Origin of the sequence: Thiorhodococcus fuscus (assembly GCF_042682685.1) — a bacterium.
Taxonomy (GTDB): domain Bacteria; phylum Pseudomonadota; class Gammaproteobacteria; order Chromatiales; family Chromatiaceae; genus Imhoffiella; species Imhoffiella fuscus.
Map to the genome: position 1 here is coordinate 344,922 of NZ_JBHUHX010000016.1, position 18,807 is coordinate 363,728.

Here is an 18,807-nt window from a genome sequence, read left to right on the forward strand (position 1 = left end):
AATGAAGGATCATTCTTCCGTTGCTGGCATTCACAGCGTTCGCAGCGCGCTCAAGTTTGGATCCGAGGGCGTGGGCGAACTCTGGTTGGAACGTACCCGTCGCGACCGTCGCTTGGGTGAGCTGGCCGATCTGGCGCGCGAGGGCGGTGTCAAGGTCCGCCTCATGGATCGGGACGACCTGGATAAGGCCGTCTCCGGCGCCAAGCATCAGGGTGCGGTCGCCTGGGTGCGGGTGCCCGTGTCGCTCACCGAGCAGGATCTGAGCGCGCATCTGGATCGGATCGAGGGGCCGCCTTTCCTGCTGCTGCTCGACGAGGTTCAGGATCCGCACAACCTCGGTGCCTGTCTGCGTACCGCCGAGGCGGTCGGTGCCCATGCCGTCATTGCGCCCAAGGACAACGCGGTCGGGCTGACGCCGGTGGTATGCAAGGTCGCGAGCGGTGCCGCCGAGACCATGCCCTACTATCAGGTGACCAATCTGGCACGCACCATGGACACGCTCAAGTCGCGCGGTATCTGGCTGACCGGCACCGCCGGCGAGGCGTCCACCGATCTCTATGCCGCCGATCTGGTCGGGCCGTTGGGTCTGGTGATGGGTAGCGAAGGGACCGGGATGCGTCGTCTGACCCGGGAGCGCTGCGACACACTGGTTCGACTCCCCATGCATGGTTGCGTCGAGAGTCTCAATGTTTCGGTCGCGACCGGCATCTGTCTCTACGAGGCGCTGAGACAGCGCCGACACGCCTAGACGCCTTCCGAGGTGTTCGCCCCCGCGCCCAGTCGAGTGAACCCCGTTTCGTTCGGTGTTTTGGAGCGGGGGTCTGCCTTCGGGAGCTTTTCCTAAACCTCAACTCGGGGCGATTCCGGGCACCGCTGCATGGCGGGTTCGTCACCCCCGCTGAGTCACGTTATGATGTCCGACAACTCCAAGCACTTAGAGCAATCGCCGATGCTGGTTCTCCGTGGCGCCCCAGCCATCTCCGAGTTCCGTCTGCGCAAGCTTGCCGATCGTCTCGGCGAGCAAACCGGAACGCCGATTCAACTCTATGCCGAGCTCGTGCATTTCGCCCAGCTTTCGGGCGATCTGGACGCGAGCGGCCGGTCCGTCTTGGAGCGTCTTCTGCGCTATGGGCCGAGCCTTCCGGCGCATGCGCCGGAAGGAGCGCTGGTGCTGGTCGTACCCAGGCCCGGCACCATCTCGCCCTGGTCGTCCAAGGCCACGGACATCGCCCATAACTGCGGTCTGACCCAGATCCAGCGTCTGGAGCGCGGAACCGCCTATTACCTCGCATCCGAGACGGGGACGATTGCCGAGGACGCGCTGCTCAAAGCGGCGGCGATTCTCCACGACCGCATGACCCAGGTAGCCCTGTTCGAGATGGACGCGGCGCATCGTCTCTTCGACGGCGCGGATCCGAGACCGGCCCAACGGGTCGACGTCCTGGGGCTCGGCCGTCCGGCCCTGGTCGCCGCCAACGGCGAACTGGGTCTAGCCCTGTCCGACGACGAGATCGATTATCTGACCGAGAGCTTCCAGTCGCTCGGACGCAATCCGACCGACGTCGAACTGATGATGTTCGCCCAGGCGAACTCCGAGCATTGCCGGCACAAAATCTTCAACGCCGACTGGATCATCGACGGCGAGGCCCAGGAGCGCTCGCTGTTCAAGATGATCCGCCACACCACGGACACCTCGCCCGAGGGGGTGCTTTCGGCCTACAAGGACAACGCGGCCGTCATCGAGGGCTGGGACGGGCGCCGTTTCATGCCCTGTCCCCAGACCGGGATCTACTGCGAGTCCGAGGAGGAGATCCATCTCCTCATGAAGGTCGAGACCCACAACCATCCGACCGCCATCGCCCCGGATCCGGGCGCGGCGACAGGCTCGGGTGGCGAGATCCGCGACGAGGGCGCGACCGGCCGGGGCGCCAAGCCCAAGGCGGGTCTGTGCGGCTTCTCGGTCTCCAACCTGCGCATCCCCGGCTTCGAGCAGCCTTGGGAACGCGATTTCGGTAAGCCGGGGCGCATCGTCTCGGCACTCGACATCATGCTCGAGGGTCCGATCGGCGCGGCGGCCTTCAACAACGAGTTCGGGCGCCCCAATCTGACGGGCTATTTCCGCACCTACGAGCAGGAGATTCCCACCTCGGACGGCGCGACCGAGCTGCGCGGCTATCACAAGCCGATCATGCTCGCCGGCGGCATGGGCAACATCCGCGCCGAGCACGTCGCCAAGGACGCCTTCCCGCCGGGCACGCCACTGATCGTGCTGGGCGGTCCGGCGATGCTGATCGGTCTCGGCGGCGGGGCGGCCTCCAGCATGGCCTCGGGCGCCTCGGCCGAGGACCTGGACTTCGCCTCGGTGCAGCGCGCCAACCCCGAGATGCAGCGCCGCTGTCAGGAGGTCATCGACCGCTGCTGGTCGCGCGGCGAGGAGAACCCCATCCTCTTTATCCACGACGTCGGTGCCGGCGGTCTCTCGAACGCGCTGCCCGAGCTGGTCCACGACGGCGAGCGCGGCGGGCGTTTCGAGCTGCGCGAGATCCCGAACGACGATCCGGGCATGTCGCCGATGGAGATCTGGTGCAACGAGTCCCAGGAACGCTATGTGCTGGCGGTCGCCGCCGAGCGTCTGGAGACCTTCAAGGCGATCTGCGAGCGCGAGCGCTGTCCCTATGCCGTGGTCGGCGAGGCGACCGAGGAGGAGCACCTGACTCTCGGCGACCGTCTGCTGGACGACCGTCCGATCGACATGCCGCTGCCCCTGCTGTTCGGCAAGCCGCCCAAGATGCAGCGCGACGTGGCTCGGGTCGCTCCGCCGGCCGCGCCCTTCGCGACCCAGGACCTGGATCTGCGCGAGGCGGTGTTCCGGGTGCTGCGTCTGCCCACGGTGGCTGACAAGAGCTTCCTCATCACCATCGGCGACCGCAGCATCACGGGCCAGGTGGCGCGCGACCAGATGGTCGGTCCCTGGCAGATCCCGGTGGCCGACTGCGCCGTGACCCTCAGCGACTATCGCGGCTACTGCGGCGAGGCCATGGCGATGGGCGAGCGTACCCCGCTGGCCCTGCTCGACGCCCCGGCGTCCGGGCGCATGGCGGTCGGCGAGGCGCTGACCAACATCGCCGCAGCCTCGATCGAGGCGCTGGGCGACATCAAGCTCTCGGCCAACTGGATGGCGGCCGCCGGACATGCCGGCGAGGACGCCCGGCTCTACGACACGGTGCGTGCGGTCGGCATGGAACTCTGTGCCGAGCTCGGCATCGCCATCCCGGTCGGCAAGGACTCCATGAGCATGAAGACGGTGTGGCAGGACGCCGAGGGCGGGCGCCGCGAGATGACCGCGCCCCTGTCCCTGATCGTCTCCGCCTTCGCGCCCGTCGACGACGTGCGCCGTACCCTCACGCCCCAGCTGCGCACCGATCAGGGCGATACGGATCTGATCCTCATCGACCTGGGGCAGGGCCGCAACCGCCTCGGCGCCTCCTGTCTCGCCCAGGTCTACGGCGCGCTGGGCGAGGAGGGGCCGGATATCGAGGACGCGGATCTGCTCAAGCGCTTCTTCGCCGCGATCCGCGAACTGCGCGGCGAGGAGATGATCCTGGCCTATCACGACCGCTCCGACGGCGGTCTCATCGCGACCCTCTGCGAGATGGCCTTCGCCGGGCGCTGCGGCATCGACGTGGACCTGTCGGCGGTCGGTGCCGACGACGTCGCATCCCTGTTCAGCGAGGAGCTGGGCGCGGTCATCCAGGTCCGTCATTCGGAAACCGATGCCGTGCTGCAGATCCTGGACTATTACGGTCTGGCCGAGTTCAGCCCGGTGATCGGCATGATCGACGACAGCGACACGGTGCGCGTCTGCCGCCGCTGCCGCGTGCTCTTCGAGGCCGAGCGGGTCGACCTGCAGCGGGCCTGGTCCGAGACCAGCTACCGGATGCAATCGCTGCGCGACAATCCCGAGTGCGCCGAGGAGTCCTTCGCGCGGATCGCCGAGGCGGATCCGGGGCTGCACGCCAGCCTCACCTTCGATCCGGACCACGACATCGCCGCGCCCTTCATCGAGCGCGGGGCACGTCCGCCGATCGCCATCCTGCGCGAGCAGGGCGTCAACGGTCAGATCGAGATGGCCGCGGCCTTCCACGTGGCCGGCTTCGAGTGCGTCGACGTCCATCTCTCGGACGTCATCGCCGGACGCATCGATCTGGAGCGCTTCCGCGGGCTCGTGGCCTGCGGTGGCTTCTCCTACGGCGACGTGCTGGGGGCCGGCGAGGGCTGGGCCAAGACCATCCTCTTCAATCCGCGTGCGCGCGATCAGTTCCAGTCGTTCTTCGAGCGTTCGGACACCTTCGGGCTCGGCATCTGCAACGGCTGTCAGATGCTCTCGAATCTGAGCGAGCTGATTCCGGGGGCCGAGCATTGGCCGCGTTTCGTGCGCAACCGCTCGGAGCAGTTCGAGGCGCGCACCCTGATGCTGGAGGTCACCGAGACCCCGTCGGTGCTGCTCGCCGGCATGGCCGGATCGCGCATGCCGATCGCCGTGGCGCACGGCGAGGGCCGGGCCGAGTTCCGCGATGCCGCGCACCTGGCCGCAGCCCGTTCAGGGATGGCAGCGCGCTATGTCGAGAACGACGGGCGGGTCGCCGAGCGCTATCCGGCCAATCCAAACGGCTCGCCCGAGGGCATCGCCGGACTCACGACGCTGGACGGTCGGGTCACCATCATGATGCCGCATCCGGAGCGTGTCTTCCGCGCGGTTCAGAACTCCTGGCATCCGGATGATTGGGGGCAGGACGGGCCTTGGATGCGGCTCTTCCGCAATGCGCGCGTCTGGGTGGATTGACGGTAGAGAACGGCCCTTGGATTGCCTTCGCCTCCGAGGGCCGTTCCAATCTCGTGATCTGAATCGCAGACGGTGGCGGGGCTTCTTGAGACTGTGCAGTAAACAGGAGCTCAAGGAACGATAGATATGGACGCAAGCCCGATCCAAGACACACGCATCAATCTGCGCGTCCTGCACGAGCGGGCGAGTCGGGCCTCTCTGCAGGGCATCCTGATCGCGATTGTCGCTGTCATTCTGGCGACGCTCGCGGTCTGCTATGTGTCCGAGCGCGGCATTAGCCTTGAGGGCTTGATCAATGCCCAGCGCACCAATTTCGCGCTCTGGGTGCTGGATCTGATGCCCTTCGTCTTCGCCTACGTCGGGCAATATGTCACCTTTACGCTCGCGCGGGAGGCGAACTCCCTGGTGCGTAAGCAGACGCGCGAACTGCGTGACCGGGCGGACGACCTGCAGAAGCAGGCCACCTTCGCCGCCACGCACGATCATGTCACCGAGCTGCCCAATCGGGCGCTCTTCTCGGATCGCATCGACCGTGCGATCAGGGTGTGTCCAGACCAGGGGGCACGTTTCGGCGTCCTGTTTCTGGCGATCGAAAATCTCAACGACGTTCAGGATACCTTGGGGGCGGCATCGAGCGACCTGTTGCTCAGACAGATCGCCACGCGTTTGACCGGCTGGATCAAGCCCCAGGACAGTCTGGCGCGCCTGGAGAGTCACGTCTTCGGACTCATGATCCAAGATGTGGTCGATCACGACTCGGCCGAGAAGGCGGCGCACGGACTGCAAAAGGCGATGGATCCGCCCTTCCAGGCCGGCGATATCAAGATCAGCATGCATACGAGCATCGGGATCGTGATCGTTCCCGAACATGGCGAGGATCAGGATCTCCTGCTGCAACGGGCGGGGGTGGCGACCTACATGGGCAGCCGTGCCTACAATGGCTTCGCCATCTATTCGCCGACACAGGACGACGAGAGCCCCAGGCGGCTGACGCTGATGGGCGAACTGCGCCAAGCGATCGACCGTGGTCAGTTCATGCTCTATCACCAGCCCAAGATCGACATCGCCAGCGGTCGGGTCATTGGCTCGGAGGCGCTGATCCGTTGGTACCACGGTCGCGATGGTTTCATTCCGCCGGAAGAGTTCGTCGGTCTGGCCGAGCGCACGCGCATGATTCGCCCGCTGACCCTCTGGGTCCTGGAGCATGCCTTCAACGATTGTGCCGGACTGCATCGGCTCGGGTTCGACTGGACCGTCTCCATCAATCTATCCGCCCGCGACCTGCACGACCCCGAGTTCCCCGATCTCGTCGCGGGGATGATGGCCCGCACCGGCATCCAGCCTGACTGGGTCATGTTGGAGATCACCGAGAGCAGCATCATGGCGGATCCGGTGCGCGTTCTAAACGTCCTCGAACGTATCCACAGCATGGGGTTCCACTTCTCGATCGACGATTTCGGCACCGGCTATTCGTCGCTCGCCTATCTCAAGAAGCTGCCGGTGTCGGAACTCAAGATCGACAAATCCTTCGTGATGGACATGCCGCGCAGCGAGAGCGATGGGGTTATCGTCCGTGCAACCGTCGAGTTGGGCCACAACCTGGGTCTCAAGGTGACGGCCGAGGGTGTGGAGGATGCCGAGTCGCTTCGCATTCTGCGCTCGATCGGCTGCGACACCGCTCAGGGCTACTACTTCTCGAAGCCGCGTCCCTTGAACGAGATTCTGGCCTGGCAGCAGAGCGGGCTTTGGAAGGCCAGCCGCGATTCCCTCTCGGAAGCGGATCTCCGGGCGTCGTAGTCGTCCGGAGATCCGCGTCTGTCATCATCGGCGCGGCCCGATCAGCTGAAAGCGGGTGTCCGGGGGCCGATAGCTGCCCGCTCCGTCTTCAATAGATCCAGGGAATGAACTTGCTCACGCGCCGGGCATAGTCCTGGTAGTCCGGGTGGCGCTCGGTCAGCCAGCTTTCCTCCTTGCGCGCCTTGTAATCGAAGAAGAGGAAGCCGATCGCGAGCAGCGCCAAGTGGGTGAGGCTGAGGGTGAAGAGCGTCCATCCCAGTGCGGCGAAGAGCTGACTGGAATAGAGCGGGTGCCGCACCCAGGCGTAGACGCCATGTTGGACCAGCTGGTTGTGATCGACCGGGTAGGGAAGGGGCGTGAGATACTCCTTGATATGCATCGAGCCCAGCCCGCCGAGCACGAGCCCCACTGAACCGAACAGGGCGAGCGCCGTCCAACGTGCCGACGCCAAGGTTTCGAGCAGCCCGGGAGTCGCGAGCGGATTCCAGGTCGGCGTCAGGATGAATGCGAAAAAGAGAACGAACTGGAGTACGACGAGGTACTCGCCGCGTTGACCTTTGAAGAAGGAAAGAAATGACATTGAGGTTTCCTTGATGCGTGATAGTTCAGGCTGCGTTCACCTGAGGTCGCGAGACGTCCAGGTGTGCTGAGCGTCCGGTCGTTATGACAGGATGCCGTAGCCCTGGGTTTCCGATACACTCATCGGCTTTTTAGGCGGGGTCTTTCTCCCAACGGATACCATGGCGAATTCGAGCGAACTTTCCGGCGTGACCTTCGACTGGCCGGTGCGTGTCTATTACGAGGATACGGATGCGGCTGGGGTGGTCTTCTATGCGAATTATCTGCGCTTCATGGAGCGAGGGCGAACCGAGTGGTTGCGTGCGATCGGTTATGAACAGGACGTTTTGCGTGACGCTGAGGGTATCGTCTTCGCCGTGCGCCGAGTCAGTTTGGATTATCTGAACTCGGCGCTCTTCAACGAGCTTCTGCTGGTCCGATCCGCAGTCAAGCAGCTCGGTGGTGCCAGTATGGAGTTCGAGCAGAGCATCCTGCGACCTGCGGACGGTAAGGTCTGCTGCCGGGGCGAGGTGAACGTCGTCTGCCTGGATGCAGCCACCAAGCGGCCTCGTCGTCTGCCGTCCGAGTTGGTTTCGGCGATTCAGTCGAGCATCGGGCGCGCTGTGCCTGACCCCTCGGAGTAATTGCGATGGCTTCCGATCTGTCCTTGCTGGATCTGGTTCTTCATGCCAGCTTCGTCGTCCAGATGGTGCTGCTGGTGCTTTTGGTCGCGTCCGTGATGTCCTGGACCATGATCCTCGATCGCGCCCGTGTGCTCGCCAAGGCGCGCAAGGCCGCCGACGCCTTCGAGGACCGCTTCTGGTCCGGCGGCGACCTGACCGCGCTCTACAAGGAACTGAGCCAGGACGAGAAGGGCAATCAGGGTCTGGCCGCCATCTTCAGGGCCGGATTCAAGGAATATGTGCGTCTGCGCAAGATCGAGGGCAACGACATGATGGCGGTGCTCCAGGGTGCCGATCGTTCCATGCGCGTCGTGCTGAGCCGTGACATGGATCGCCTGGAGACCAATCTCGCCTTTCTCGCCACCGTGGGATCAACCAGCCCCTATGTGGGTCTGTTCGGGACCGTCTGGGGGATCATGCAGTCGTTCCATGCGTTGGGCAACGTCGAACAGGCGACCCTGGCCCTGGTCGCGCCCGGAATCTCCGAGGCGCTGATCGCGACCGCGATCGGTCTCTTCGCCGCCATTCCTGCGGTCATCGCCTACAACCGCTTCGCCAATCAGGTCGAGCGGCTCAACAACCGCTACGAGGAGTTCATGGAGGAATTCTCGACCCTGCTCCAACGCCAGGGCCGCGACTGAACGCCGGGGACGCGACGCCATGATCAAGCACACGCGCAGCCGTAACCGCCGTCGGCTCATGGCCGAGATCAACGTGGTGCCCTACATCGACGTGATGCTGGTGCTGTTGATCATCTTCATGGTGACGGCACCGCTCATCACCACCGGAGTCAAGGTCAGTCTGCCGCAAGAGAAGGCGGGCGGCATCGAGAGTCCGACGCTCGACTCGGTGGTCATCACCGTGGACGAGTTCGGGGACTATTACATCGATGTCGGTAAGGACAAGCATCAGCCGGCGAGTGAGCAGATCCTCTACGACCGTATCCGCGTTGTTCTCGGCTACAAGCCCGAGACACCCATCCTGGTGCGTGCTGACAATCGCGTCGATTACGGCAAGGTGGTGCGCGCCATGGTCATCGCCCAGTCCGCCGGCGCGGCCGAGGTCGGTCTGATCACGGCCCCGCCGGAGCGTCGCGAGCCCTAACATGTGGCAGATCCTGCGGCGCAACCCCCAGGCCCTCTATTGGTCGTTGGGGCTGCATCTCTTCTTCGCGCTCCTGATGCTGTTGGGGGCGCATTTGGATCGCCCGACATTGGATCCCGCCAGCAAGGCCCGGGTCGTGAAGGCGACGATCGTCTCCGAGCGTGCGATCGAGGCCATGGCCGATACGCTCGATGCCGGTCAGGCCGCGTCTGGAAAGGATGCTGCGTCGGTCGATTCGGAGGCGGAGGCGCGGGCACGCCAGGCGGCGGAAGCCGAACGACAGCGGCTTGCCGATGAGGCTCAAGCCAAGGCCAAAGCCGAGGCCGAGCGTTTGGCTGCAGAGTCACGCCGCCAGGCCGAATTGAAGGCGCAGCGCGAGGCCGAGCAGCAACGTCTCGCCGAAGAGGCCGCCCAGGCCAAGGCAGAAGCCGAACGCCGTCGCGCCGAGCAGGAGGCCCAGCGCCAAGCCGAGGCCGCGCGATTGGCGGCGGAGGCCGAGGCGCGCCGACAGGCCCAGGAGGCCGCTCGGCGACAGGCGGAGGAGCAACGTCTTGCCGAAGAGGCGCGTCGGCGTGCCGAACAGGCCCAGCGCGCGGCCGAGGAGGCGGCGCGCCAGCAGGCCGAGCAGCTCGCACGCCAGCAGGCCGAGGAGCAGCGCGCCGCCGAGGAGGCCCGTCGTCAGGCGGAGGCGGAACGTCTCCGGGCGGAAGAGGAGGCCAAGCGCATGGCGTCCGAGCGTGAGCGGATCCGTCAGGAGATGGAGCGTCGCGCGGCCGAGGAGGCGGCGCAGCGCAAGGCCGCCGAGGCGGAGCGCCAACGTCAGATTGCCGAGGAGGCCGCCCGTCTCGCCGAGCAAGAAGAACGTCGTCTGGCCGAGGAAGAGGCCCAGCGGCGTAAGCAGCAGGCGGCGGAATCGCAACGCTCGGCCGCAGAGGCCCAGCGCGCCCTGGAAGAGGAGCTGCAGTCGGCGTTGGAGTCGGAGCGTCTGTCGCAAGAGGTCGATCGTTACGTGCCCGTGATTCGCGACCGTGTCCGGTCCTTCTGGGTGCGTCCGTCGACCGTCGACAAGGATCTCTCCACGACCGTGTCGGTCCGCCTGATCCCGGGCGGCGATGTGGTGCCGGGCAGCGTGCGTGTGGTCAGTAGCAGCGGCAATGTGGCCTACGATCAGTCCGTGATCGCGGCCGTCTACAGCGCCTCGCCCTTGCAGGTGCCCTCCGGACCCGCTTTCGAGTCTTTTCGGGAGTTCAATTTCACCTTTAGCCCTTGAATGGGGATCTCGCACCATGAGCCGATTCCAGCATCTGCTGCTCATCCTGACACTCTGTACGCTGAACCTGGCCGGTAGCGGCGCTGTCTTGGCGGCACCCCGACTCAACATCCAGATCACCGGCGGGGTCGAGGCCGCGCAGCCGATCGCCGTGGTGCCCTTCGGCGTGTCCGAGGGACTGATTCCCTCGGCGGACGTCGCCGCCATCGTCAGTGCCGATCTGGCACGCACCGGTCGCTTCAAGCCCATGCCGACCCGCGACATGCTCGACATGCCCAGCACGCGCGACGCGGTCGACCTGCGCGAATGGAGCCTGCTCGGCATGAACAACCTGGTCATCGGCCGGGTCGAGGCCGAGGGCACCGGATACCGTGTCAGCTTCAGCCTCTACGACGTCTTTCGCGGCAATGAACTGGCGAGCACCAGCCTCATCTCCTCCAAGGCCGGGATGCGCCATACGGCGCATCTGATCGCCGATATCATCTACGAGAAGCTCACGGGACAGGCGGGGGTCGCGGCGACCCGTATCGCCTATGTCACATCGAGCGGTAGCGGCGACTCCCAGACCGTGACCCTCAAGGTCGCGGATGCGGACGGGTACGCCCCCCAGACCATCGTCTCCTCCGGCGAGCCCATCATGTCTCCGGCCTGGTCCCCGGACGGGCGGCGGATCGCCTATGTCTCGTTCGAGAACCGCCGCGCGGCCATCTATGTGCAGGAACTCTCCAGCGGGCGACGCGACCTGGTCGCCAGCTATCCGGGCATCAACGGCTCGCCCGCCTTCTCGCCCGACGGTCTGCGGCTCGCCATGACCCTTTCGAAGGACGGCAATCCGGAGATCTACAGCCTGAACCTGCTCAGCCGCGAGCTGATACGGCTGACCGATCACTATGCCATCGACACCGAGCCCGCCTGGTCCCCGGATGGGCGCTCCATCATCTTCACCTCCGACCGTGGAGGCAGTCCGCAGATCTATCGGATGTCCGCGACCGGCGGTCCGGCCGAGCGCATCAGCATCGATGGTGACTACAATGGTCGCGCCTCCTATTCACCTGACGGACGCTCGATCGCCATGGTGACGCGCATCAACGGCAGCTTTCGGATCGGGGTCCTGGATCTCGACCGAGGCATTACGCGCCTGGTGAGTGCCGGAGATCTGGATGAATCGCCGAGCTTCGCTCCGAACGGTTCCATGGTCATCTACGCGACCATCTACGGCGGTCGTGGCGTTCTCGCCGCCGCCTCCGTGGACGGCGGCGGCAATCAGCGTCTCTCCCAGGATTCCGGCCAGGTTCGCGAGCCGGCCTGGTCCCCCTTCATGAAGTAAGGAGCCCGCAACATGCGCGTCCTCTCTCTCTCAAGCAAGGCACTGTTCGTGTCGACGATTCTGTCGCTCATGCTGGGTCTGTCCGGGTGTTCGACCACGCCGAAATCCGATGACTCCAGTGTGTCCAGGAGCGTTCCTCAGACCGTCCCGAGTTCTCGGGAGACCACCACCGCGCCGGTCGAATCGACCCGGCCGGTCTATGCCGGGCCTTGGGAGGATCCTTCCAGTCCGCTCTATAACCGGACCATCTATTTCGATTACGACAGCGCCGAGATCAAGCCGCAGTACCTCGATCTGATGCGGACCCATGCGCGTTATCTGGGTAGCAACACCGGCGTGAAGGTGACCCTGGAGGGGAATACCGACGAACGCGGAACCCGGGAATACAACCTTGCGCTCGGCGACCAGCGCGCCGAAACGGTGCGTCGCTTCATGTTGGCCGAGGGCGTGCTTCCGGGCCAGATGACGACTCTGAGTTACGGCGAGGAGCGTCCGGCCGACGGTGGGCACAGCGAAACGGCATGGCGCCAGAATCGGCGCGTCATCATTCAGTATTGAGGAGATTGGCGACATGAATCAGTCAGCGCATCATTCACGCCTCCTCTTGGCCGTCCTCTTGAGTTGCCTCTCGGTCGGGGTCGGGGCTGCCGACTATACCAACATCGAAGGACGTGTCGGACGGCTCGAGCGCATTCTCGAAAACCAGAGCGGCTCGGAGTTGCTGATGCAGATGCAGCAGCTACAGACCGAGATGCAGGAATTGCGCGGGATGCTCGAATCCCAGAAGCTCGAACTCGACAAACTCAAGCGGCAACAGCGCGATCAGTATCTGGACATCGATTCACGGCTCAGTTCGGTCAATGGTGGCGACAGCGTCACTCGGCCGAACCTGTCCGCGACGGTTGGCAACGCCACACCGACCCTGCCTTCCGGGGTGATCGATGCCAGTGGCGGCGGTTTGCCGGGGGCGGCTCCGGGTACTACGCCGCCCCAGTCCGGAGCAGCGGGGCCGACCGAGATGTCCGGTCCGGTGGGGATTCCTTCCCTACCGTCGCCAGAGACCGTCGGAGGCAACGAGCGCGACGCCTATACCGAAGCGTTCGAACTGCTCAAGGAGCGCAAATACGACGAGGCGATCACGGCCTTCAACGACCTGTTGCGCCGCTATCCGCAGGGCCAGTTCTCGGACAACGCCCGTTACTGGCTGGCCGAGACCTACTACGTCCAACGCAACCTCTCGGCCGCGCTCTCCGAGTTCGAGCGATTGTTGCAGCTCAATCCACAGAGCCCGAAGGCCCCGGGGGCCATGCTCAAGATCGGCTTCATCCAATACGATCAGAAGGATTTGGACCAGGCGAAGGTTTCGCTCGAACGTGTCATCGCGACCTATCCCAACAGCACCGAGGCCCGGCTGGCCAAGGGTCGCCTCGAACGCATCGGGCAGTCGAAGCCCTGAGTCCGAATGTGCATTTGTCCGGGACGGTGTGCCGGATGTTTGAATGGCGCGTGAGGGCGGGGTTGAAATTGTCCGTCATCCCTCTATAATACCTCGCTCTTTAGCGCCCTTAGCTCAGTTGGTAGAGCATCTGACTTTTAATCAGGTGGTCGTGCGTTCGAGTCGCACAGGGCGCACCAAATAATTTTGAAATATTAGGCGGTTAGGCATCAGTCTAACCGCCTTTATTTTGCCCGCCGTCCGGCCGTGCCAGATTCGCGTCAACTGGTCGCGCGCTCGTCTCGATCCGTGCCGCATGTTTCGCCAGATGTTCTGGTGCGAGATGGACGGGCGTATTTGCGGATCATCTCGAAGGATTGCCGCCCATTTCACCGCCTTCGCTGCGGACGGTGCGCGCTACATCGCCCTCCCCGCCGTGCCCGAGGGTTGCACTCACTCCCAGGTGCTCGAGAACATCGGCGTTGGCTATGCCATTGCCTATGTCTTCAGGGACGGTCGGGATGCGGGCGGCTGTCCTGCCCTTGGCCGAACGACCTGCTCCAGGTTCGGGAGCGCGGCGGCGGCGAGTTCGTCCAGCAACGGTTTGAGCGTCTCCAGGGTGATTCGGTCTTTGCCGGCGATCTTCTCGAGCTTGGCTCCGGCACCTGAGCCGACCTTCACCTGCTGCGCTAGCAGCTCTCCCGAGACGCCGTCCAGCAGCTCGCTTTCGCCGACGATGAAGGCACGCTGCAGGGTGCCGGCGACGGCCCGCTTGGCCATGGTGGCGGCGAGCGCGATGGGAACGTACTGATAGGGGGCGAGCCCCTCGCCCTGGGCGGCGACGCCGCTGATGGCCGCGCGCAGACGCACGGCGCCGGGCTGGGGTCGTTTCACCAGGATGAAACGCTTGGTCAGCTTGCGCTTCAGCGCCTGGTTCGCATAGGCCAGGATCCTCTTCAGCTCCTCGCGGCTCACCTGCTCTGTCGGTCTCGGTTCCGGATAGAGCCTGAGCGGTTCGAGCTTCCAGCCACTGCACGGCTCGGCGTATCCGTACCCCGGACAGCAGATCCGATCGAATGCGCCGAGACCTGGCGCGCCAGATAGGGCGCTTGTGGCCTGAGCCCGGTCGAGCCGCGAGCGGGTGAGGCATTGACAAGTATCAATTGATAATGATTCTCGAAATCAATATTATCCGCAGCCTGATCCATCCGGCTTTTGCCCCACGCATGGTGGCGTGATCGGGAACGAACATCGATTGAGGAGTCGATCCACTGTTATGAATAAGCGATTGCTGAATAGGGTGCTCGGCGCTCTGGTGCTGTTGCCGCTGCTGCTGAGCGGGTGCGGCGAGTCGATCTCGGAGGAGGACGGCCAGACGGCCAAAATCGGTGTGCTGCTGGTCAATCACGGCTCGCACTCCAAGGGCTGGCGCGACATGCTGATCGATGTCGAGCACTCGGTGCGCGATCGCGTCACGGCCGACGGACGGATCGCCGAGGTGCGCACCGCCTTCATGGAGTACACCGAACCCTCGATCAGCACTCAGATGCGCGCCTTCGACGAAGCCGGGTTCGACGAGGTGATCGTGGTGCCGCTGTTCCTCACCGTCAGCTCGCACTCGCTCGACGACATCCCGACCATCCTCGGCATGAAGGCCGACCCCAGGGTGATGGCCAAGCTCGCCGAAGAAAAGGTCGAGCTCTATCGCCCCAAGGCGCGGGTAACTCTGACCCCGATGCTCGACTTCTCTTCGCTGCTCAAGAAGAACCTGCTGCGCCGATCGCAGGAGCTGGCCGGTGAGACCGCCGATACCGGCGTGGTGCTGGTCGCCTATGGCGACGCCCGCTACAACCAGCAATGGGAGGCTCTGGTCGGCGACATCGGTCGCTATCTCAAGCTCAAGGCCGGGATCGACACCGTCGCCTATGCCTGGTGCGGACATCTGGTCGACTACTCGCCCGAGCCGACCCTGCGCGCCATTCAGCAGGTGCTGGACCTTGAGGACCGGGCGGCGGTGCTGCCGGTGCTGGTGGCGGTCGATCCGGCCTTTCAGGGCGACATCATCGGCGCTGCGGTCGAGCAGAGCCCGGATTCCAGTCGGGTGCTCTATGCCGGCGACGCCATCCTGCCCGATCCGGGACTCAACGACTGGGTGGTCGAGATCGTGAGGAAGACCCTCGATGGTGGAGCTTGAGCGACTCGGTCGACGCCGGATCGTCGCGACCCTGCTGCTCGCCGCGATCGTGGCCGTGCTGTGGGCACGTAGCGAGCCGCTCGGGACCGGGCCCGGCTTTCGTATCGATCCCATCGATCCAGCGCATTCGGTGCCACGGCTGATCGGTCAGGCGAGTGAGGTGTCCGGGGTGACGACGGGGTTCGGCGTGATGGCCGACAGCGTCTCCACTGAGGGACACGGCTATGCGTTGCTCGGCGCCGCCGAACCGCAGGAACTGAGTTCGTTCGGTCTGGTCGGCGGAGATGATACGGTGCAACGCCGCCCGGACGAGGTGCTCGCCGAACTGGCCGCGCGGGCCGAGGCCGGCGACCCGGACGGCTGTGGCGCGATGGCGCAGGCCACCGAGACGCTGCCGATCGTCGAGCGGCGTGATCGGGCCGGACGCTTCTGCGGGCTGTATCTCGACAACCTCGGGCACGACAGCCGGGTGCGGGGGTTCGCCGGACCGCTGCGCATCGGCGTCTATTTCGATGCCGATGGCCAGGTGCGCCAACTGGTGCACCTGGAGTCGCGCGAGACCCCGAGCTATCTGCGGCGGGTCGCGACAGCAGGCTTCTATGAGCGGGCGCGCGCCGTCGAGCTGGCGCCCGAACTGCAGCGGATCGATGCGGTGAGCGGTGCGACCCTGACCTCACAGGCGCTGGCGCGGGCACTCGACGAACTGGTCGCCAGCGCCGGGCCGGCGCTCGACGCTTACCTTGAACGCTCGGCCCAGGGTTTCGCGCTTGAGGCCCCGCTCTCCGAGCGCTGGAAGTGGCAGCTCGCACTGATCGTGGCGCTGTTCGCGCTGGTCTGGCAGCGGCGCTGGCGTCTGGATCGCTTCGGACTGACCCTGCTCGGGGTCGGCAGTCTGCTGACGCTCGGTTTTCTGTTCAACCTCAGCTTCACCTATCTCAACCTGCTGCACCCGTTGCTCGGTGTCTCTGTCTCGGCGCTGGTGGCCTGCTATGGCGTGCTGGTGCTGCTCGGTGCGATCTGGGACGACAACACCTATTGCCGTCACCTCTGTCCCTTCGGCCAGGCGCAGCGATTGGTCGCCCGTCTCGACCGGGGCTCGCGCTGGCGGCACTGGCCGCTCGGCAACCGCCTCATGTCTCGGCTGCGACTGGTGCTGGCGCTGGTGTTGATCGGCGGCGTGGCCTATGGCGTCGAGCGCTGGAGCGGCTTCGAGCTGTTCCCCGAGCTGTTCGGACTGGATATCGGCTCGATCTGGTTCCTGGTCGCGCTCTTTCTGGTCCTGCGGCTCTCGGCCTGGGTGCCGATGGTGTGGTGCCGGCTGCTCTGTCCGACCGGAGCCGTGCTCGATCTGGTCGCCCGTGCAGTTCGCCCGGCGTCGCGCCGGACTTCAGTGCGCGTTGCGGAACCCCAGCCTCCGCTCCGCACGCTCAAAACTTCCTGAACCAACCCCGACGCTCGCCAGCCCTCGCCAGTCGCGTCCTCATTAGAAATGAGGTGATCCATCATGTCCCAATCCGCATTGCTTCCGGGGCTGTCCGGTTGCTGCGCGCTGGTCGCGTTGTCTCAGCCGCTGGGCGCCGATACCGCTCTACCCGCCATCTCGGTGGTCGCCACCGGCACCGAACGTGCGGTCGACACCTTGCCCGACGCGGTCAGCGTGGTCGATCGAGCGCAGCTCGACCGTGACCAGCCGAGCACGATCGGTAAGGTGCTCGAAACCCTGCCCAACGTCGCAGTCGGCGGCGGTCCGCGCCCCGACGGGCAGCAGATCACCATTCGCGGCATCGATGATACGCGGATCCTGTATCTGATCGACGGGGTGCGTCAGAGTTTCTCTCGCTCCCACAGTGCCCGAGTGTTCGTCGAACCCGAGTTGCTCGAACGTTTGGACGTGTTGCGTGGACCCGCCTCGGCGCTCTGGGGCAGCGGTGCGCTCGGTGGCGTGATCGCGTTGCAGACGCGTGATGCGGCCGATTTGCTGCGTCCGGGACAAGCCGTCGGCGGACTGCTCAAGACCGGTTATCAGGACGTCAACGAGGAATGGCTCGGCTCTGCCGCGCTCTATGGAGCCACCGGAGGCGGGCTCGACTATCTGTTCAACCTCGCCTATCGCGATGCCGGGGACGTCGCGCTCGGTGACGGCACCGACCTCGATCACTCCGCATACGAGCGCTTCTCGGGGCTCGGCAAACTCAACTGGACCCCGGATGGCGTCAATCACTTCGGCGTTTCGCTGATGGGCGGCAAACTCTCCGGCGAGGTGCCGTCCAACGCACAGATCGCCGCCACCGACGAAGACTTGGTTGATCGTGACATCCAGCAGCAAAACCTTGCGCTGCGCTATCGTCACGAGGCGCCCGACCAGCCCTGGTTCAACCCTGCGTTGATGCTCTATCGCAACCTCACGGACATCGACGAGCGTCGCCTTTACGACGGGCGTAGCGACGAGACCCGGATCGAGACCTTCGGGGTCGACCTGCGCAACCACATGCGTCTGGACGGCGGAGATCGGTTCGCCCAGGTGCTGAGCTATGGGGTCGAATGGCACCGTGACACCGTCGAGGCCAGACGCAACGGCGCGCCGCGTCCTAGCTATCCGGACGGCGAGGGCGAGGTGCTCGGGTTCTATGTCCAGGACGAGATCATGATCGGCAGCCGCTGGACCCTGATCCCCGGGGTGCGCTGGGACCGCTACACTCGCGAGAGCGACGATCCGACGATGGACGAGCACGACGACAGCGCCTTCTCGGCCAAGCTCGGGGCCGACGTGGCGGTGACCGACTGGCTGTCGCTGCAGGCGAGCTACAACGAGGCCTTCCGCGCGCCCGACGTCACCGAACTGTACGTCTCCGGCACCCACTTCAGCTGTGGGCCGGGTTGCCGCAACCTGTTCGTTCCCAACCCGGATCTCGAACCCGAGAAGGCGCACAACAAGGAGGTCGGTTTGCGGTTGCACCAGGAGGATCTGTTCGCCTCCGGTGACCGCGCCCGCTTCCAGGCACGCTTCTTCCGTAACGATGTCGACGACTTCATCGATCAGATCGTGAACTTCACCTTCCGGCCGGTTCCGGGGAATCCGGGGCCGGGCGGGGTGAGTTCATTCCGCAACGTCGCCTCGGCCAAGCTCGAAGGCTTCGAGCTGGAGGCCGGCTACGATGCCGGACGCTGGTTCGCCAGTGCCTTCTATGCCGAGACCCGGGGCGAGGACACGTCGACCGGCGAGCCGCTTGCGAGCGTGCAGCCCGATACCTGGCAGCTCGAAGCCGGGCTGCGGCTGCCCGAGCAGCAGGTCGAACTGGGTTGGCGCGGGCGTTTCGTCGCCGAGCAGGACCGTGTGCCGGCCGATGGTACGCCTGCCGACGGTTACGATCTCCACGACCTGTGGCTGAGCTGGCACCCGTACCGCGATCTCACTCTCGACTTTGGCATCGACAACCTGTTCGACGAGGACTATCTGCCGTATCTCTCCGGGCTCAAGGGGCCGGGGCGTAACCTCAAGGCGACGGTGAGTTACAGGTTCTGATGTGGCCTCTCCCGCTCCATCGCGACCGGGATCGCGGCGGGTCGGGAGGGAAAGGGCGGGCTGGAGATCGCTT

The 18,807-nt window shown here is 65.0% G+C and carries 15 protein-coding genes and 1 tRNA gene; 14 read left to right on the forward strand and 2 right to left on the reverse strand.

From position 1 onward, the window contains the following. Position 1 precedes the first annotated feature (1 nt). The 3 genes from rlmB to ACFSJC_RS09080 all read left to right on the forward strand — a co-directional run bounded on the left by rlmB (position 2) and on the right by ACFSJC_RS09080 (position 6,640). Positions 2-748 carry a 23S rRNA (guanosine(2251)-2'-O)-methyltransferase RlmB gene (rlmB, locus tag ACFSJC_RS09070; protein ID WP_386025872.1) on the forward strand — a complete coding sequence of 249 codons (747 nt, stop codon included), beginning with the start codon at positions 2-4 and terminating at the stop codon, positions 746-748. Between the two features lie 201 nt (positions 749-949). Further along, complete coding sequence (purL, locus tag ACFSJC_RS09075) at positions 950-4,843, forward strand: phosphoribosylformylglycinamidine synthase (RefSeq protein ID WP_386025874.1); 3,894 nt, start codon at positions 950-952, stop codon at positions 4,841-4,843. 126 nt (positions 4,844-4,969) lie between these two features. Further along, positions 4,970-6,640: a putative bifunctional diguanylate cyclase/phosphodiesterase gene (locus ACFSJC_RS09080; RefSeq protein ID WP_386025875.1), complete on the forward strand. Its 1,671-nt coding sequence runs from the start codon at positions 4,970-4,972 to the stop codon at positions 6,638-6,640. A gap of 88 nt (positions 6,641-6,728) precedes the next feature. Here the strand turns inward: ACFSJC_RS09080 and ACFSJC_RS09085 are convergent, their stop codons facing one another. Then, the gene (locus tag ACFSJC_RS09085; protein ID WP_386025877.1) at positions 6,729-7,220 is read right to left on the reverse strand and encodes a methyltransferase family protein; all 492 of its coding nucleotides are present in this window, start codon (positions 7,218-7,220) and stop codon (positions 6,729-6,731) included. Positions 7,221-7,380: 160 nt separating this feature from the next. Between ACFSJC_RS09085 and ybgC the strand changes: the two genes are divergently transcribed. The 8 genes from ybgC (at position 7,381) to ACFSJC_RS09125 (ending at position 13,217) form a co-directional block, all read left to right on the forward strand. Beyond that, on the forward strand, positions 7,381-7,842 hold the full coding sequence (ybgC, locus tag ACFSJC_RS09090) for a tol-pal system-associated acyl-CoA thioesterase (protein ID WP_386025879.1): 462 nt from the start codon (positions 7,381-7,383) through the stop codon (positions 7,840-7,842). 5 nt (positions 7,843-7,847) lie between these two features. Then, positions 7,848-8,522: a protein TolQ gene (gene tolQ, locus ACFSJC_RS09095; RefSeq protein ID WP_386025881.1), complete on the forward strand. Its 675-nt coding sequence runs from the start codon at positions 7,848-7,850 to the stop codon at positions 8,520-8,522. 19 nt (positions 8,523-8,541) lie between these two features. Further along, a complete protein-coding gene (gene tolR / locus ACFSJC_RS09100) occupies positions 8,542-8,985 on the forward strand; it encodes a protein TolR (protein WP_007042600.1) in 444 nt (147 codons plus the stop codon). Position 8,986: 1 nt separating this feature from the next. Further along, positions 8,987-10,255, forward strand: a complete 1,269-nt coding sequence (gene tolA / locus ACFSJC_RS09105; RefSeq protein ID WP_386025883.1) for a cell envelope integrity protein TolA — start codon at positions 8,987-8,989, stop codon at positions 10,253-10,255. Between the two features lie 16 nt (positions 10,256-10,271). Continuing rightward, complete coding sequence (gene tolB / locus ACFSJC_RS09110; protein ID WP_386025884.1) at positions 10,272-11,582, forward strand: Tol-Pal system beta propeller repeat protein TolB; 1,311 nt, start codon at positions 10,272-10,274, stop codon at positions 11,580-11,582. Positions 11,583-11,594: 12 nt separating this feature from the next. Further along, the gene (gene pal, locus ACFSJC_RS09115; RefSeq protein WP_386025886.1) at positions 11,595-12,140 is read left to right on the forward strand and encodes a peptidoglycan-associated lipoprotein Pal; all 546 of its coding nucleotides are present in this window, start codon (positions 11,595-11,597) and stop codon (positions 12,138-12,140) included. A gap of 13 nt (positions 12,141-12,153) precedes the next feature. Beyond that, positions 12,154-13,038, forward strand: coding sequence for a tol-pal system protein YbgF (gene ybgF, locus ACFSJC_RS09120; RefSeq protein ID WP_386025888.1), 885 nt, complete (start codon positions 12,154-12,156; stop codon positions 13,036-13,038). Between the two features lie 103 nt (positions 13,039-13,141). After that, positions 13,142-13,217, forward strand: a tRNA-Lys gene (locus ACFSJC_RS09125). Between the two features lie 298 nt (positions 13,218-13,515). Here ACFSJC_RS09125 and ACFSJC_RS09130 read toward each other — a convergent pair. Next, positions 13,516-14,181 carry a DUF3313 domain-containing protein gene (locus ACFSJC_RS09130; RefSeq protein WP_386025937.1) on the reverse strand — a complete coding sequence of 222 codons (666 nt, stop codon included), beginning with the start codon at positions 14,179-14,181 and terminating at the stop codon, positions 13,516-13,518. 112 nt (positions 14,182-14,293) lie between these two features. Between ACFSJC_RS09130 and ACFSJC_RS09135 the strand changes: the two genes are divergently transcribed. The 3 genes from ACFSJC_RS09135 (at position 14,294) to ACFSJC_RS09145 (ending at position 18,734) form a co-directional block, all read left to right on the forward strand. Then, positions 14,294-15,211 carry a sirohydrochlorin chelatase gene (locus ACFSJC_RS09135; RefSeq protein ID WP_386025890.1) on the forward strand — a complete coding sequence of 306 codons (918 nt, stop codon included), beginning with the start codon at positions 14,294-14,296 and terminating at the stop codon, positions 15,209-15,211. Next, positions 15,198-16,652, forward strand: a complete 1,455-nt coding sequence (locus tag ACFSJC_RS09140; RefSeq protein WP_386025892.1) for an FMN-binding protein — start codon at positions 15,198-15,200, stop codon at positions 16,650-16,652. The genes ACFSJC_RS09135 and ACFSJC_RS09140 overlap by 14 nt, the downstream gene beginning before the upstream one ends. A gap of 63 nt (positions 16,653-16,715) precedes the next feature. Further along, positions 16,716-18,734 (forward strand): TonB-dependent hemoglobin/transferrin/lactoferrin family receptor, encoded by a 2,019-nt coding sequence (locus tag ACFSJC_RS09145; RefSeq protein ID WP_386025894.1) that lies wholly within the window; start codon positions 16,716-16,718, stop codon positions 18,732-18,734. Positions 18,735-18,807: the final 73 nt, after the last annotated feature.

Bases quoted from the DNA above. Each gene is read 5' to 3' on its own strand.
- pal (WP_386025886.1), top strand. From the start codon at position 11,595: ATGCGCGTCCTCTCTCTCTCAAGCAAGGCACTGTTCGTGTCGACGATT.
- rlmB (WP_386025872.1), top strand. From the start codon at position 2: ATGAAGGATCATTCTTCCGTTGCTGGCATTCACAGCGTTCGCAGCGCG.
- tolB (WP_386025884.1), top strand. From the start codon at position 10,272: ATGAGCCGATTCCAGCATCTGCTGCTCATCCTGACACTCTGTACGCTG.
- ybgC (WP_386025879.1), top strand. From the start codon at position 7,381: ATGGCGAATTCGAGCGAACTTTCCGGCGTGACCTTCGACTGGCCGGTG.
- ybgF (WP_386025888.1), top strand. From the start codon at position 12,154: ATGAATCAGTCAGCGCATCATTCACGCCTCCTCTTGGCCGTCCTCTTG.
- ACFSJC_RS09085 (WP_386025877.1), bottom strand. From the start codon at position 7,220: ATGTCATTTCTTTCCTTCTTCAAAGGTCAACGCGGCGAGTACCTCGTC.
- tolQ (WP_386025881.1), top strand. From the start codon at position 7,848: ATGGCTTCCGATCTGTCCTTGCTGGATCTGGTTCTTCATGCCAGCTTC.
- tolA (WP_386025883.1), top strand. From the start codon at position 8,987: ATGTGGCAGATCCTGCGGCGCAACCCCCAGGCCCTCTATTGGTCGTTG.
- purL (WP_386025874.1), top strand. From the start codon at position 950: ATGCTGGTTCTCCGTGGCGCCCCAGCCATCTCCGAGTTCCGTCTGCGC.
- ACFSJC_RS09140 (WP_386025892.1), top strand. From the start codon at position 15,198: ATGGTGGAGCTTGAGCGACTCGGTCGACGCCGGATCGTCGCGACCCTG.
- ACFSJC_RS09135 (WP_386025890.1), top strand. From the start codon at position 14,294: ATGAATAAGCGATTGCTGAATAGGGTGCTCGGCGCTCTGGTGCTGTTG.
- tolR (WP_007042600.1), top strand. From the start codon at position 8,542: ATGATCAAGCACACGCGCAGCCGTAACCGCCGTCGGCTCATGGCCGAG.
- ACFSJC_RS09145 (WP_386025894.1), top strand. From the start codon at position 16,716: ATGTCCCAATCCGCATTGCTTCCGGGGCTGTCCGGTTGCTGCGCGCTG.
- ACFSJC_RS09080 (WP_386025875.1), top strand. From the start codon at position 4,970: ATGGACGCAAGCCCGATCCAAGACACACGCATCAATCTGCGCGTCCTG.